Annotated in this window: 11 protein-coding genes and 1 pseudogene; 6 read left to right on the top strand and 6 right to left on the bottom strand. The window is 52.8% G+C overall.

Annotated features, from left to right (window positions below):
* The 4 genes from tssI to rhaS (ACM5QY_RS24955) form a co-directional block, all read right to left on the bottom strand.
* Positions 1-2,298: a type VI secretion system tip protein TssI/VgrG gene (gene tssI, locus ACM5QY_RS24940; protein WP_416123323.1), complete on the bottom strand. Its 2,298-nt coding sequence runs from the start codon at positions 2,296-2,298 to the stop codon at positions 1-3.
* 237 nt (positions 2,299-2,535) lie between these two features.
* The gene (locus ACM5QY_RS24945) at positions 2,536-3,612 is read right to left on the bottom strand and encodes a coiled-coil domain-containing protein (RefSeq protein ID WP_416123324.1); all 1,077 of its coding nucleotides are present in this window, start codon (positions 3,610-3,612) and stop codon (positions 2,536-2,538) included.
* Between the two features lie 211 nt (positions 3,613-3,823).
* Entirely contained in the window at positions 3,824-5,263 is a 1,440-nt protein-coding gene (aldA, locus tag ACM5QY_RS24950; protein ID WP_416123325.1) for an aldehyde dehydrogenase, read from the bottom strand.
* A gap of 328 nt (positions 5,264-5,591) precedes the next feature.
* Positions 5,592-6,410 carry an HTH-type transcriptional activator RhaS gene (gene rhaS / locus ACM5QY_RS24955; RefSeq protein ID WP_416123326.1) on the bottom strand — a complete coding sequence of 273 codons (819 nt, stop codon included), beginning with the start codon at positions 6,408-6,410 and terminating at the stop codon, positions 5,592-5,594.
* Positions 6,411-6,810: 400 nt separating this feature from the next.
* Here rhaS (ACM5QY_RS24955) and rhaS (ACM5QY_RS24960) point away from each other — a divergent pair, with 400 nt between their 5' ends.
* The 4 genes from rhaS (ACM5QY_RS24960) (at position 6,811) to ACM5QY_RS24975 (ending at position 11,411) form a co-directional block, all read left to right on the top strand.
* The gene (gene rhaS / locus ACM5QY_RS24960) at positions 6,811-7,803 is read left to right on the top strand and encodes a rhamnose ABC transporter substrate-binding protein (RefSeq protein WP_104925188.1); all 993 of its coding nucleotides are present in this window, start codon (positions 6,811-6,813) and stop codon (positions 7,801-7,803) included.
* Between the two features lie 67 nt (positions 7,804-7,870).
* Positions 7,871-9,385: a sugar ABC transporter ATP-binding protein gene (locus tag ACM5QY_RS24965; protein ID WP_416123327.1), complete on the top strand. Its 1,515-nt coding sequence runs from the start codon at positions 7,871-7,873 to the stop codon at positions 9,383-9,385.
* Positions 9,382-10,395, top strand: coding sequence for an ABC transporter permease (locus ACM5QY_RS24970; RefSeq protein ID WP_416123328.1), 1,014 nt, complete (start codon positions 9,382-9,384; stop codon positions 10,393-10,395). Before ACM5QY_RS24965 ends, ACM5QY_RS24970 begins: the two co-directional genes overlap by 4 nt.
* A complete protein-coding gene (locus ACM5QY_RS24975; RefSeq protein ID WP_416123329.1) occupies positions 10,392-11,411 on the top strand; it encodes an ABC transporter permease in 1,020 nt (339 codons plus the stop codon). The genes ACM5QY_RS24970 and ACM5QY_RS24975 overlap by 4 nt, the downstream gene beginning before the upstream one ends.
* A gap of 57 nt (positions 11,412-11,468) precedes the next feature.
* On the opposite strand, the pseudogene ACM5QY_RS24980 reads toward ACM5QY_RS24975, so the two are convergent.
* Positions 11,469-12,221, bottom strand: a pseudogene (locus ACM5QY_RS24980) (Fic family protein); the annotation flags it as partial.
* 183 nt (positions 12,222-12,404) lie between these two features.
* On the opposite strand from ACM5QY_RS24980, the gene panE reads away from it, so the two are divergent.
* Positions 12,405-13,322, top strand: a complete 918-nt coding sequence (gene panE, locus ACM5QY_RS24985) for a 2-dehydropantoate 2-reductase (protein ID WP_416123330.1) — start codon at positions 12,405-12,407, stop codon at positions 13,320-13,322.
* Between the two features lie 343 nt (positions 13,323-13,665).
* On the opposite strand, the gene ACM5QY_RS24990 is transcribed toward panE, so the two are convergent.
* Entirely contained in the window at positions 13,666-14,199 is a 534-nt protein-coding gene (locus ACM5QY_RS24990; protein ID WP_416123331.1) for a cytochrome b, read from the bottom strand.
* A 534-nt stretch (positions 14,200-14,733) separates the two neighbouring features.
* On the opposite strand from ACM5QY_RS24990, the gene ACM5QY_RS24995 reads away from it, so the two are divergent.
* Positions 14,734-15,282 carry an inclusion body family protein gene (locus tag ACM5QY_RS24995; RefSeq protein WP_416123332.1) on the top strand — a complete coding sequence of 183 codons (549 nt, stop codon included), beginning with the start codon at positions 14,734-14,736 and terminating at the stop codon, positions 15,280-15,282.
* Positions 15,283-15,331 lie beyond the last annotated feature (49 nt).

The raw sequence follows: 15,331 nt of genomic DNA on the forward strand, positions 1-15,331 counted from the left end.
TTATTGAATCCTGCTTTGATTGTTATGCAATACAGCTTCAACATGTATCTGATCGGCTTTTTCGCTAGTAAATATTTGCGTATAGCCCTGATCGTCAGTCTGGCCGGTCATCTGGCTTCCATCAGGCAAAAAGGCAATATAGTCCGTCCCGGTATAGGGATTATTCTGGTCGTCTTCGAGTAAGAAACGGGCCTTATATTTATCCTCTTCATTGTCTTTATCCACTTCATCTTTCTTATCATCTGAGGGGGCCGTATTCTTGTTATCCGAAGAAGGGCTTTGCGCATTATCATCTTCAGCCGGCGAGAAGGTTGAGGCATGAATTTCGACGTTACTAAAGCTTCTGCCACCACCTTTTGATGCTGACAGAGAGGAAACCACTGGCGGGAGTATTTCAACCTTACCGCGGAGCCGGATAACCGGACCTTCCAGCGTGATGCCGGACTCATCAATAGTGATGCGCCCCATGGGTCCCTGAATATCTACTTTCTCGTTGCCTTTAAGATTGATTTTTTTGGCCTGAATACTGTTCTCTTTGCCCGTTAAGATCGTTTCCTTGCCCTCAGTCAGTCGTGAGTAATCACCGGCAGTTTCACTGTGATAATTCGCCTGTGAGAATTCTTCTCTGTGGGCTTTTACATCGAGATGCAAGCCACCTTTGATAGTGGTATGGCGGTCTCTTTCCACGATGACCGTATCATCCCGGGCAACCGATAAGCGCTGGTCATTTCCTACGACTATTTCACGATCGTGCTGAACGGTATTGTATTGATCATTCAGCACTACCGTCTTCATGTCCTTCTGCGCGTGCATCGACAGGAGTTCCTGACTGGTCGCATCTTCGAACATCAGTTCGTTGTAACCGCTGCCTTTGTAGGTTTGTGAGCGGATAGCCATCTGCGTTTTGGTGCCCGGCAGGTCACCCGGCGAGCGGTTGCTGGCGTGGTAGGTGCGACCGGTGATAATTGGCTGGTCAGGGTCGCCGTTGAGGAAATCGACGATCACTTCCTGCCCGACGCGCGGGATCGCGATATTGCCGAAACCCGTGCCAGCCCACGCCTGTGACACGCGGATCCAGCACGAGCTGTAGTTGTCGGCTTTGTTATAGCGATCCCACGCGAATTTCACTCGCACGCGGCCGTGCTCGTCGCAGAAAATTTCTTCGCCCGGCGGGCCGGTGACGATGGCGATCTGCGGGCCGTCGATGCGGGGCTTCGGCTTCGGCATGGGCCGCCAGGTTTGGGTGGAAGGGATAACCTCAAATTGGGTGCTCAGCGTGGTTCCCTGGCCTTCGTTCCCTATCCACGCCTGCGGCTGGTCGCCGTGCATTTCGATGGAGACTACCTGCCAGTTGGCGTTCAGGTCTTCGCGCGGGTGGTCGGTCAGGGTAAAGCACACGCTGGGACAGAGCTGCGGTGAGTTAGTGCTTCCTATCACCATGTCAGCGTCGTTGCGCCAGCCTTCCATCTGATATTTGGCGAAATCGGCGCCGTGCTGCTCGTCTTTAAACCGCCCCGGATAGTCAAACACGTCGTACACCGTATGCTGGTGTCCCATTTTTGACGGTTTTTCCTGATACTGCGCCTGCCAGTTCGGCGCGGTAAACGTGTAATCCTGCGTGATGACTTTTGAGGGGCGAACCTGCGCGCTGCGACGGAAATTGTTGATGCAGTAGGTCTCAGCCTCGGAGGCGGCGTTCGGGTTGTACGGGAACGCGCCGATATTGGTCAATGCGCTGCAGTTGTCCGCGAAAGTGAGTTTTTGATCGTTGGCCTTCAGGAACTCTTCTTCGTAAAAGAAAATCCCCTCTTCGGCGGTCAGGCGCGAGATGAAATCGAAATCGCTTTCCATAAACTGGACACAAAACTCGCGCCAGCTGTGGCTGGAGCGGAACAGCGTGTCGTGTTTGAGGACGCCCATCTCTTTGAGCAAGGGGGCGAGAATGGCAACAATATTGAGGTTCTGAAAACTGCGGCAGTTGCGGCGCAAGGAACTGCGCCAAAAATAAGGGCGGATAATCATGCGGTACAGCGTCTGGTTTTTGCCGGTATCGCCCTGCTCGCAAAAGGTGACGATACTGCGAACCCTGCGCTTTATTTCGTCACCCTGCCAGATCACCAGCGTCGCCACTTCATCCAGCACTTTTTCAAACCCGATAGCCGGGTCGCTGCTGACCAGCACGACACCCAGGGTAAAGAGTTCTGAGTAGCTTTGGGAAAGGTTAAAATTCAGGACGGCAAAAGTGTCTTTAGGAGTTTTTCCGACATTGATGGTAAAGCGGGTTCCATTGAGTGGCACGTGCTTAGTCCTTAAGCTGAGAGGAATAATCATTGACCGGAAAGTGAATTCACCAATGATTCATCATTAATATAAATACAATAAAATCAATAGGATAATTAAAATAAGAGTGCGAAAAGTAAACCTAACAACGCGAGAGTTCCGTGATTGTTATCACAAATAGAAGATTGGAGTAGCGAAGGGAAAGGCGCGGTGAAATAAGCCTGATCAGCCGGTGAAAACCGGCTTTTACGGAGGTTATGCTTTTCGGGTGTACGCGATCATATGGGAAAGCGCGTACACCACGCAGCCGAGGAAGGCGGCGGGGGCGAGGCTGTCGTAAAGATGTCCCGGCTGGGCGCCTGAATACAGGATGATCGCCGAAACGGCGATACCCATCATCGCGCCGGGCATATGGATCCAACGGCTGAAGCGTTCCTTTTTGGCTTTATACGCCGCGAACTCCTGCTGCGTGCGTTCCAGTGCGTTGCCCAATCTTTCGCAATCTTCTTCATTCTGGCGAAAACCTTCGGTTAAACGGGCGTTTTCGTCATCCCGTTCGGCCAGCCGCTTTTTCAATTTCACCAGATTCTCTTTCGCCGATTGCCCTTCAAACTCCTCACGTTTCAGGCTGACACGCAGTTGGGTGATTTTGCGGTTCGCTTCTGAAGTGAGTTCTTTTTGCTGTTCAAGCAGCGCGTAATTACCATCCGCCCGGCGGTTGGCAGCATGGCGTTTATTTTCTTCTTCGCCTACGCGGTGTTCTGAATCGCTTTCCATCTGATTTAAACGCTGTTGCAACTTATCGCGCGCTGCCGCCATCGCGGCCATCTGGCTGCCGGTATAGCTGATCAGCTTATTTGCGGCGTCCAGCTCAGCAGAGGTCGAAGCCCCGGCGTTTTGCTGACGTGAACGGAGCAGCGCCAGTTCATCCGCGTGCTGGATCCTTTGAATTTCGGCCTGACGTTGCAATTCGGTGATCCGGGCGTTCAGGCGATAAGCTTCATCCCTCATCTGCCCGATCTCTTCAGCATTGCCGGTGACAGGTTTATTGCGCGTAACGGCGAGTTCGTGGGTGAGGCTGCGCACCTGTTTTTCCAGCGAGGCCAGTCTTTCCAGCGTGACGGCGGTGTCTTTAAAAACGGTTTTAACCTTTGCCTTATCTGCATCAGAGCGGCCGAAACTGACGCCTTTCAGCGCATTTTCCACTTCGCGGGCGATAGTGGTTTTGTCCATTGCCTTCATCCGGTTACAGGCGCTCGCGAGAAAACTCGCGGCTTCATTGCTGTTTCCGGTTCCAAAGGCTTGTTTGATAAGGCTTTGTATCACGCTCATTGTTGTCGTGCTCACTCGCAGAATATATTCAGGACACGCATGATGCAGACCTTAGGTGCATCAAATTCTAATTAATCATTGTATCAGATAGGATTTGTTTTATTTATCGAAGTTATTTTAAGCGGGTGTTTTGAAGGATTAAAGGCAGTGATCATGAGATAAAAAAAACCGGAACAAGGTTTCCCCCACTCCGGCTGTCTTCATGCCAAAATTAATGGAATTGCAGGTACGCGACGTGAGTTTGCAGATATTCCTGCAAGCCGTGTTTACCGTCCGCGCCGCCGACGCCGGATTTACGCCAGCCCGCATGGAAGCCCTGCATCGCTTCGAAGTTCTCGCGGTTGATGTAGGTTTCCCCGAACTTCAGTTGCTTGAGCGCTTTCATCGCAGTGTTGATGTTTGACGTGTAGATCGAAGACGTCAGCCCGTATTCGCTGTCGTTGGCCATCGCGATGGCTTCATCCAGCGTTTTGAATGTCGCGACGGGCAGTACCGGGCCGAATACTTCTTCGTGCATGATCGGCATGTCCTGTTTCACATCCACCAGCAATGTGGGCTGATAGAAGAAGCCTTTGTCGCCGTGCCGTTTGCCGCCCAGCAGGACTTTCGCGCCTTGTGATACGGCTTTCGCCACTTTGTCCTCGACGCGTTTTAACGCCGCACCGCTGATGAGCGGCCCCATATCCAGGTCTTTTTCTTCGGCGGGGTTGCCGAAGGTCACTTTTTTCATCGCCTCGCTGATTCGCGAAATGAATTCGTCGTATACGCCTTCCTGGACGTAAACACGTTCCGCACAGTTACAAACCTGTCCGGTGTTGATCACACGCGAGCTGACGATAGCTTTGACGGCCAGATCCAAATCCGCATCGTCCATCACGATGGCCGGGGCTTTACCGCCCAGCTCCAGCGACACTTTCGTGACGTTCTGCGCGGCGGCGGTCATGGTGGCGATACCGGCGGCGACGCTGCCGGTCAGGCTGACCATCCCGACTTTCGGGTTGGCGGCCAGTTCCTGCCCGACGGTAGGTCCGTAGCCGGTCACAATGTTCAGCACGCCTTTAGGCAGACCAATTTTGTGGATGATTTCAGCGAAAATCACCGCATTATTCGGGGTGATTTCGCTCGGTTTAATCACGATGGTATTGCCCGTGATCAGCGCCGGTGCGGCTTTGCGCGCAATCAGGAAGAACGGGAAGTTCCACGGCAGGATCCCGGTGGTCACGCCGATGGCTTTGCGGAACACAAAGATATTTTCGTTAGGCCGGTCGCTTTGAATAATTTCGCCTTCGTAACGGCGTGCCCATTCGGCCATGTAATCGAGATAATCAGCAGTGAACAGCACTTCGGTTTGCGCCAGGCCGAAGGTTTTACCGCCTTCCGCAATAATGGTTTCGGTCAGTTCGGCTTCGCGTTCGCGGATCCCGGTGGCGATTTTGTGCAGCCACACGCCACGTTCCACCGCAGGCAACGCTTCCCAGCCCGGCTGCGCGGCTTCGGCAGCATCAATGGCTTTTTTCGCGTCTTCCGCAGAGCCTTCAGGGATCTGCGAAATCACCTGTTCTGTCGCCGGGTTGACCACGTCAATCCACCGACCGCCGGTGTTTTCAACAAATTCGCCATTGATGTACATACGTTTTTGAACTGTGCTCATGTCAGAAATCTCCAAAGACCGGATAGAGGGATGATGAACGAGTTGTTAAAAAATAAGCTCTTTTTTGTAAAGTTCTAACAGCCTGTTCTATCCGTGAGGTTTTTACCTTTCCGTGATTGCCAGTTCATTTTGAGAAATGGCAAAAATGTCATGATCGGTCTGCCCGACCTAACATTTTTGCAAATTGAGTATTTTCCTTCGGAATACCCAAAATAGTTCGAGTTACAGAAAGGCGGCAAACAAGGGAATCCCGATGAGCTGACATAAGTCAGTGATTCGGGTGACCGCGTGCAGCCAACGCATCTCTAGCTCGAAATATGAAGGGTATTTACTGGCGGACGTGGCGGGGCGCATACCCAAATTCACGTTTGAATAAGGTCGAGAAATAGTTGCTGTCGCAGAAACCGCACTGATGGGCGATGTCCGTGATCGAGCTGTCGCTGAAACGCAGCATATTGCGCGCATTGAGCAGGCGCAGGCGGTTGAGATAATTGAGCGGCGTGCAGCCGGTTTGTTGTTTCATCTGGCGATGCAGCGTACGCAGGGACATGGAGAATTGTTCCGCCAGCACCGGCCAGTTAATCTCTTCGTCATAATGCTCGTTCATCCAGTCCAGCACATTATTCAGGTCGCCGCCCTGCCCGCGATAACCGACGTCACGGCTGCCCTGACGCAGCAGCAATAGAAGCTGCATAAAATACAGTTCCTGCTGAGCCTGCGATTCCGGTGTCTGGCTGACCGTTTTACGCGCCAGCAGGTCGATGAGCGTTTTGGCCTGCGTCACCTGATTCGGGCTGATGCGCCAGTGCGCCGGATAAATGCCATCGACTTCCTGCGGCAGTAAATCGCTGACGCCGTTGAGGAAACGAAACGCATTCGGGCCACGGTACAGGACGTTGGTCAGATGCAGATTGTCGGTATCTTCGTAGAGATGGTGGTCGCAGTGGCGCACAAAGCAGACGCTGCCCGCACTGAGGATCAGCGGATGGTCATTAAAAACATGCGTCCCGGTGCCCTGTTCGACCAGCACAATCTCGTTGAAATCCTGATGATGATGCTCAGGAAAAGTTTCCTGCGGGTAACGGGGTTCAATGGCGACCGGAAAATTCCCTGAGGGGAAATAATCACTACTGCGTAACACGGTCATTTCCGACTCCTTATTAACATTATCGTAATATCTTAGTCGTCACTGACGCCGCCATCGGGTTGAAATTGTGATCTGCCAGCCGCTTTTGAACAAAACCTTTCTTTCCCGACACAATCTTTCGCAATCCGGCGTATGACGCAGGTTTACGCCCTCTTTCAGTGCGGTTTTTCCGGGTCGAAAATCGGTTTTTTTCGGGGTGTTTCCGTGGCTCGAAACAAGATTGTTATCAATTTGTGAGGTTGTTCTCTTAAACCTTTGCAGCTTTGCCATAGTTAGCGCAGAACTGGCACTCGCGGAAAGGTCAGATCCTCAGCAACCTCCTAGAGTCGTGATCATGCGCCTGGCGCGTCGGCAATTTTTGGTCGTTAAACTTTATGCAGACTTATGCGGAGTACAAACAATGAAATTAAAACACGTACTGAGCCTCACCCTGATCGCGAGCAGCATCCTGCTGGCAGGCGCGGCATCGGCAGAAGTGAAGATTGCGCTGGTGGCAAAGTCACTGGGCAACGGTTTCTTTGAAGCGGCAAACGTTGGCGCGCAGCAGGCAGCGAAAGAGCTGGGCGATGTGAAAGTGATTTACACCGGCCCGACCACCACCACCGCCGAAGCGCAGATTGAAGTGCTCAACGGCTTGATTGCCCAGGGCGTTGATGCGATTGCCGTTTCCGCCAATGACCCGGACGCGCTGGTGCCGGTGCTGAAAAAAGCCATGCAGCGCGGCATTAAAGTGGTGTCCTGGGATTCCGGCGTCGCCAAAGAAGGCCGTCAGATCCACCTGAATCCGTCCAACAATGCGCTGATCGGCGAAACCAACGTCAAACTGGCCGCCGACGCACTGAAAGCACTGAATGTCGAAAAAGGGGATGTCGCGATCCTCAGCGCCACGCCAACCTCGACCAACCAGAATCTGTGGATTGCCGAGATGAAAAAGGTGCTGCCAAAGTACCCTTCCGTCAATCTGGTCACTGTCGCATATGGCGATGATTTATCAGATAAAAGCTACCGCGAAACCATCGGCTTATTGAAATCTTATCCTGATCTGAAAGTCATTATTTCCCCGTCTTCTGTCGGGATTGTGGCCGCCGCGCAGGCGGTGAAAGATCAGGGCAAAATCGGCAAAGTTTACGTGACTGGCCTCGGTCTGCCGTCTGAAATGGCGGGCGCAGTGAAATCCGGTGCGACCAAAAGTTTTGCCATCTGGAACCCGATCGATCTTGGCTACGCCGCAACCTATCTGGCCGACGATCTGGTCAAAGGCACCGCCACCAAAACCGAAGCCAGCATGGGGCGTTTAGGCAAAGTGAAACTGGACGCAGACGGCAGCGGCGCGATGGCTGAACCGTTTGTTTACGACGCCAGCAACATCGACAAATTCTCGAAAATATTCTGATCCTGACGGCGGCTCATCGTTGTGCGGTGAGCCGTTTTGTTGTGCTTAGCCAGACAGGGGAAACGAAATGACAGATTCCACGACTCCGCTTTTGTCATTACAGGGCATCAGCAAGGTCTTTCCGGGCGTCAGGGCGCTGAATAACGTGCATGTGGATTTGTATCCGGGAAAAGTGACGGCCCTGATAGGCGAAAACGGCGCGGGTAAATCCACGCTGGTGAAAGTCATGACCGGCATTTATCAGCCGGAAGAAGGCGAGTTGCGCTATAAAGCGATTCCGATAAAACTGCCCAATCCGGAATCGGCGCACAAAATCGGTATCACCGCGATCCATCAGGAAACCGTGCTGTTTGACGAGCTTTCCGTTACCGAAAATATCTTCGTCGGCCATTACGTTTACCGCGGCATTTTCAAGCGACTGAACTGGCCGGCGATGCATCAGCAGGCGCGCGATATTCTGACGCGTCTGGAAGTGAATATTGATCCGCACGCCATTTTGAAAGAACTGAGCATCGCCCAGCGCCATATGGTGGCGATTGCCCGCGCGCTGTCATTTGATCCGCAGGTGGTGATCCTCGACGAACCGACGGCGGCGCTGTCGCAGCATGAAATTGTGGAGTTTTATCAGATTGTCGAACGTCTGAAACACGAAGGAAAAGCCATCCTGTTTATCTCGCACAAGTTCGATGAGATTTTCGCGATTTCCGATTTCTACACGGTGCTGCGCGACGGCAGTTATGTCGGCTCCGGCAAAATCAGTGATATCAGCGAGCCGCAGATGGTCACGATGATGGTCGGGCGCGAAGTCAGCCAGGCGTATCCGAAAGTGAACTGCGAACCGGGTGAAACTGTGTTGCAGGTGCAGAATCTCAGCCATCCGACCGAATTTTCAGGCATCAATTTCTCCCTGCGCAAGGGCGAAATTCTCGGATTCTACGGGCTGGTCGGCGCGGGACGAACCGAGCTGATGCAGGCGCTGTTTGGCGTCACGCAGCCGAACGGTGGCAAGATTCTGATCCACGGCAAAGAACATCATTTCACCCGCCCTTCTCAGGCCATCCGCGCGGGAATTGTGTACGTGCCGGAAGAGCGCCAGAAACAGGGCGCGATTATCGATTTGCCGATCAGCCAGAACATCAGTTTGCCGCAGCTCAGCCAGCTCAACCCGCGCGGCGTGCTCAATGATAAAAAAGAGTGGGCGCTGGCCGATGATTATGCGCGCCGGTTACAGGTGAAAGCCTCGAGCTGGAGACAACCGGTGGGCACGCTGTCCGGCGGCAATCAGCAAAAAGTGGTGATCGCAAAATGGCTGGCGACGCAGCCGGACATCATCATTCTTGATGAGCCGACCAAAGGGATTGATATCGGTTCGAAAGCGGCGGTGCATCAGTTTATGTCTGAGCTGGTCGGGCGAGGGCTGGCGGTGATTATGGTGTCGTCCGAATTGCCGGAAGTCATGGGCATGGCCGACCGGATTATTGTGATGCACGAAGGGCTGATGGTGGCGGAATTCAGGGCGGGTGAAGCGACCGCCGAAATGATTGTCAGTGCCGCCAGCGGCGCAGGCGAGGAGGCGGCATGATCAAGAATTTATTTAAATACCGTGAGCTGTTGCTGGCGGTGGTGATTGTCCTGATGGTGCTCGGCGTCGGTGCGCGTTCACCGGAGTTTATCGGCGCCGGAAACCTGCTGGAGATGTTCAACGACACCTCGATTCTGATCATTCTCGCGCTCGGCCAGATGATGGTGTTGCTGACCAAAGGCATAGATTTGTCGATGGCCGCCAATCTGGCACTGACCGGCATGATTGTGGCACTGATCAACTTTCATCACCCGGAGATTCCGGTGTGGACGCTGGTCGTGCTGGCGACGGTTCTCGGCCTGATCATGGGCGCAATTAATGGCCTGCTGGTCTGGAAAGTGGGGATCCCGCCGATTGTGGTCACGCTGGGCACCATGAGTATTTATCGCGGGATTATTTTCCTGCTCTCGAACGGCGGCTGGATTAACGCGCATCAGATGAGCCCGGATTTCCTCAGCCTGCCGCGCGCGCCGTTCCTTGGCCTGCCGCTGCTCGGCTGGTGCGCGATTGCCGCGCTGATTCTGGTGGCGTATTTCCTGCGCTACAGCCGGACCGGTCGTGCGTTATACACGGCGGGAGGCAATGCCACGGCGGCGTATTATACCGGCATCAACGCAGGCAAAATGCAGTTCATCAGTTTCTGCCTTTCCGGCGCGCTGGCGGGTTTCTGTGGTTACCTGTGGATTTCACGCTTCGCCGTCGCCTACGTGGACGTCGCCAACGGCTTTGAATTGCAGATCGTCGCCGCCTGCGTTATCGGCGGGATCAGCACGATGGGCGGCATCGGTTCGGTGGTGGGCTGCCTGCTCGGTGCGCTGTTCCTCGGCGTCATCAACAACGCCCTGCCGGTAATTGAAGTGTCGCCGTTCTGGCAAATGGCCATTTCGGGCGCGGTAATTGTCATCGCTGTAATTCTCAACGAACGCGGCAATAAGCGTAAAGGAAGACTGATTTTACGCCATTCTCCTTCCGTCCACGTATCAGGACCTGAATCAGAGGCCAGATCATGAATAAGACCTTAACTTCAACTTCGCGCACGCCTGCACGGGAAAGTGTGCCGATGGCCGTGACGCCGTTCTTCCGCCGCCTGATGTGCTGGGAAGGATTTTTGCTGGGGGTGACGCTGCTGGTGTTCGTGGTGAACGCCCTCGCCTCGCCGTACTTCCTCAATATCTGGAATCTGTCGGACGCGACGTTCAACTTTACCGAAAAAGCCATCATTGTTCTGCCGATGGCGATGCTGATTATCGCCCGCGAAATCGATTTATCCGTCGCTTCAACGATGGCGCTGAGTTCAACCATAATGGGATTCTGCGCGCAGGCTGGGCTACCGACACCGGCGCTGGTGGGCGTAGGGCTGAGCGTGGGATTATTGTGCGGGCTGATTAACGGGCTGCTGGTGACGCGTCTGAATCTCTCGTCGATTGTGATCACCATCGGCACCATGAGCCTGTTCCGTGGCATCACGTATGTACTGCTCGGGGATCAGTCCCTGAATAAATATCCGGCCAGCTTTGCGTGGTTCGGGCAGGGTTACGTCTGGGGGCCGCTGTCGTTTGAGTTCGCGTTATTTCTGGTTTTGGGCGCCGTCTTTTATTTTCTGCTGCACAAGACTAACTTCGGCCGCCGTACCTACGCCATCGGCAATAATCCGGTGGCGGCCTGGTATTCCGGCATTAACGTGAAGCGCCATAACCTGACGCTGTTTGTGCTGGTCGGCGTGATGTCCGGGCTGGCGGCGGTTCTGCTGACGTCACGGCTGGGCAGTACGCGCCCGACGCTGGCACTCGGCTGGGAACTGAGCGTGATTACGATGGCGGTGCTCGGCGGCGTCAGCGTGCTGGGCGGTTCCGGCAGCATGACCGGCGTCATTATTGCCGCCTTCCTGATGGGCCTGCTGACCTTCGGCCTCAGTCTGCTGAACGTGCCGGGGATCGTAATGTCAGTCATCGTTGGCGCGATGCTGATTGTGGTGATTTCGCTGCCGGTGCTCTACCGGAGGATTATCACAGCGCGGGGGGAATAACGTCTGACTGATAATCCCCGCCTGCGGGCGGGGGTTGTGGAGAGAGAGTTATGTTTCAATGCCTTCGCGTAATGCCTCAACCAGCTTCTCCAGCATAAAAGCGATAAATGCCGTGCAGTCACTGGCGCGGTCGCATTCACCCAATACGCGGTAATAGTCCTGTTGCTGATTATGGATCAGGGTTTCAACCGGCAGCCAGGCAAGCTCAGGACGCCACTGGCTCAGGATCAGCGTTTGCCACAAACGCCCCATTCTGCCGTTGCCGTCCGCAAACGGGTGGATGAATTCAAATTCGTAATGAAAAATGCAGCTGGCTATCAGCGGATGAATCTCGGTTTCCTTCAGCCAGTTCAGCAAATCGGCCATCAGGCGCGAAAGCTGCCCGACCGGCGGCGCCATATGAATCAGCTGATTATCGCGATAAACCCCGACATCACCGCTGCGGAGGTGACCCGGCGCATCCACCAGGCCGGTCATCATCAGCCGGTGAGCTTTCAGGACGTCGTCGAGACGATAGCTTTTCCACAAGGGTAACTGTTCGTAAGTCAGAATCGCGTTACGAACCTCCTGAATATCTTTTTGCGGCGCGAGCACGCGCTTGCCTTCCATAATAGCCGTCACCTGTTGGGTGGACAGGCTGTTATGTTCAATCGCCAGTGAAGCCTGAATGGTCCGGATGCGGTTTTCTTTCCGCAGCAATACCGATGACTGTTCCGCATGCGCGGCCCAGCGCCCGAGTAATTCTCCAACCTCAACGACCCGGTTCAGAATGGCAGGCGTAATACTGTACGGTGGCTGATAACCTGCCATTCAGTGCTCCTTTTAGAAATAGTGATGCGTAATAGTATCACGCGACAAAATCATCAAAAATTCTTCTTTTCTCTCCAGCCACTGAATCCTTTATGCCGCCGCCTCTTGATTAAAAGGCTATGACTCCCGTAGTTTAAACCCACAGCTTGGTTTCTGAATGTCTTGAAACAATGGGGAAAACATATGCGGATTTTAGTAGTAGGCGCGGGTGCGACGGGCGGATATTTCGGTGCGCGGCTGGCTCAGGCCGGGCAGGATGTGACGTTTTTACTGCGCGAGAAACGCGCGCTGGCAGTGCAGAAAGACGGACTGACGGTTCACAGCCCGCACGGTGATTTCCACCTGCAACCCGCCGTCGTACAGGCTTCTCAGCTGACCGGCCCTTATGATCTGATTTTGCTGACGGTGAAAAGTTTCGGGCTGGACGCGGCAATCAAAGATATCGCGCCGATTGTCGGCGAAAATACGCTGGTCATGCCGGTGCTCAATGGCATGAAGCATATGGAAACGCTCAGCCAGCGCTTCGGCGAACATGCGCTGATTGGCGGCCTGTGCAAAATCAACGCCACGCTGGATGCTGACGGCCATATCCATCAGATAACGCCACTGCACCAGATTATCTATGGCGAACTCTCCGGCGAGAAAACCGAACGCATTCTCAAAGTCGATCAGGCATTCCAGAGCGCCGGTATCGATGCCATCCTTTCGGAAACCATCATCAGCGATTTGTGGGAGAAGTGGCTGCTGCTTTCGAGCTTTGGCGCCATCACCTGCACCATGCGCGGCAACATTGGTCAGGTCGCCTCTGCGCCCGGCGGAACCGAGTTCGCGCTGGCCATCGTGAACGAAGCATTAACCACCATGAAAGCCTTTGGCTACGCGGAACGCGCAGCGGCGGTGGCGAAAGTCAGAGAATCGGTGACAGATAAAAACTCACCGCAAACGTCGTCGATGTATCGCGATATGACGCAGGGATACCCTATCGAAGCTGACCAGATTATTGGTAATCTGGTAGAACGCGCAACGCGTGTGGGGATCACCATTCCGCTTTTACAGGCCGCGTATACGCATTTGTGTGTGTATCAGAAGAACCGCGAATAATGCCTGATCCTGCCAAATCTGAAGGCCAGAGGATCTTCAAACGATAAAAACAAAAAACCCGCCAAAAGGCGGGGATTTTGTGGTGCTTCGATTCGCGGTCTGACACCAAACAGGCGACCTGCAAGGGGCAGATACACTTAAATTTGCTCACCCGGCTACAAATCGCGCGAATTCACTGTTGTGGCATATCTTTTATGGATTTAATTTGAGTTAAATTGAGTCATAAATCCAGTCACTTGCATAAATCAAACAGGTTATTTCAATAAAACCATCTGGCGTGATATCCCAATCAAAACCCACCGCGAGGAATATTATTCTTCCGAATTCTCTTTTTTATTGCCCGCTAATCCTTCCCCGGCAACATGCGTATCAGCGTATTATCACGGCGGCCATAGTGGTGCCAGAGCGCCGCAAAAGCGTGTAATCCGATGAGGTAATATCCGGTATTCGCCAGCCATTCATGCAGGGTTTTTAACTGTTTTTGTAAGGGCAAATCAGCCAGATAGCTTCTTGGCATTCGGATGGTAAACATCGTCCAGTCATGGCCGCCAAAATATTGCGACAAAATACCCAGAACCGGTAAACCGATAAACGTCAGATAAACGATGGTATGCAAGGTAACCGACAAACAATGTTGCCACTGCGGCAAAGCAGGCTTAATGGCGGGCGTGACGTACATCGCGCGAACAAAAAGGCGCACGCACATCAGAAATAATACGCAGAACCCCAGGCTGTAATGCGTGAGTGTTAATAGCTCTCGTGCAAAGGAACCTTTCGCGAAGGCCCCTTTTAAATCCATCGTTGTATAGGTCAGAACGACCAAAACAAACACCAGCCAGTGCAGCACAATTTGCGCGGAAGAATATCGGGTACGCATAGATGTTCCGGTAAACAAGGTTACCGTTACCTTACTGGCTGAGACTTAAGCTTACATTAAGAGACGGCAGGTTTGGTTGTCATGAAAGTGTCAAAGACCAACGCTGCAAATCTCCGGATTTTCAGCAGGCCTGCCTTTTATTGATCTCTAATCAGCATTTAATATGCTTTAACAGACATTATTTAGCCGTAAATTTCATCTCAGCGTTAACGCATAATATTCAGAACTGCTTATGTATTGTGCATTGACGGACAATGGGTTAGCTGAAAAAACATCAGCGGATTGAACAGTTTTAATCAAAAAATAAATGCATTAATTCAGCGTGTTAAGAATCATTAATTCGCGCACTGCCGCAATATGTCGGCCGTGGTGCCGGATACAGCTCTGCACTACGCTTATCCGTGCCACCCATTGCATAAATATATTTTACCTTTTAGCGCTCTTTACCGAGAGATGCTTTAAGAATTCGCATGGGGGCAAAAAACACTTGTGGTTATTTTAACTATTCACAGCAATCAATCGTGAGGCTTACCTATGTCTGATCTTCAACTGAACTCCAGCAATAATATCCTCAACGTTCTGGTCGTCATCGACACTGATTCCATCGTTAATGATTTTAAAGGCAAGAGCCCAAGTCAGAACTCTGCGAGTCCAACAGGAATTGGTCACCAATATGCCTATATGGTGGTGACGACCCCTTCCGCAATAAGTGGAACGGGGACTGCGGATTTGAATCTCTCTGCTAACGTGGGCGACGTTATTCGCTGGACCGGCACATCGGAGTCAAACAACTTTGACTCCAGCGTACTGGTATATGGTTTGCCACAGTTTGGCAGTGGCACTCAGGTATTTACGAATCCGACATTTAAGTTGTATACCAAGAGTTCGATGTTGCCCGCGCAGAACACCATTTTCCCGGTGACATTCCCGTCACAGTCTTTCTGGTTTATTCAGGCAGATATTAGCAATACAGGCACCGAGCATTACATGGTCCAGTTTGCTCTGTATTATCGTCCAAGCGGGGGTGCGGAAGAGTTGTTTGGCTATTTCAGCTGGGATCCGACAATTACTGTCAGCAACTGATGCCGGTAATTTTGTAGTGTAACCAGAACGTCAATGTTAACGGCTGATT

It is taken from the genome of Rahnella sp. PCH160 (genome assembly GCF_047784855.1).
GTDB lineage: Bacteria > Pseudomonadota > Gammaproteobacteria > Enterobacterales > Enterobacteriaceae > Rahnella.

Excerpts from the sequence above, each read along its gene's own strand:
- ACM5QY_RS24945 (WP_416123324.1), bottom strand. The coding sequence starts at position 3,612 with ATGAGCGTGATACAAAGCCTTATCAAACAAGCCTTTGGAACCGGAAAC.
- aldA (WP_416123325.1), bottom strand. The coding sequence starts at position 5,263 with ATGAGCACAGTTCAAAAACGTATGTACATCAATGGCGAATTTGTTGAA.
- rhaS (WP_416123326.1), bottom strand. The coding sequence starts at position 6,410 with ATGACCGTGTTACGCAGTAGTGATTATTTCCCCTCAGGGAATTTTCCG.
- rhaS (WP_104925188.1), top strand. The coding sequence starts at position 6,811 with ATGAAATTAAAACACGTACTGAGCCTCACCCTGATCGCGAGCAGCATC.
- ACM5QY_RS24965 (WP_416123327.1), top strand. The coding sequence starts at position 7,871 with ATGACAGATTCCACGACTCCGCTTTTGTCATTACAGGGCATCAGCAAG.
- ACM5QY_RS24970 (WP_416123328.1), top strand. The coding sequence starts at position 9,382 with ATGATCAAGAATTTATTTAAATACCGTGAGCTGTTGCTGGCGGTGGTG.
- ACM5QY_RS24975 (WP_416123329.1), top strand. The coding sequence starts at position 10,392 with ATGAATAAGACCTTAACTTCAACTTCGCGCACGCCTGCACGGGAAAGT.
- panE (WP_416123330.1), top strand. The coding sequence starts at position 12,405 with ATGCGGATTTTAGTAGTAGGCGCGGGTGCGACGGGCGGATATTTCGGT.
- ACM5QY_RS24990 (WP_416123331.1), bottom strand. The coding sequence starts at position 14,199 with ATGCGTACCCGATATTCTTCCGCGCAAATTGTGCTGCACTGGCTGGTG.
- ACM5QY_RS24995 (WP_416123332.1), top strand. The coding sequence starts at position 14,734 with ATGTCTGATCTTCAACTGAACTCCAGCAATAATATCCTCAACGTTCTG.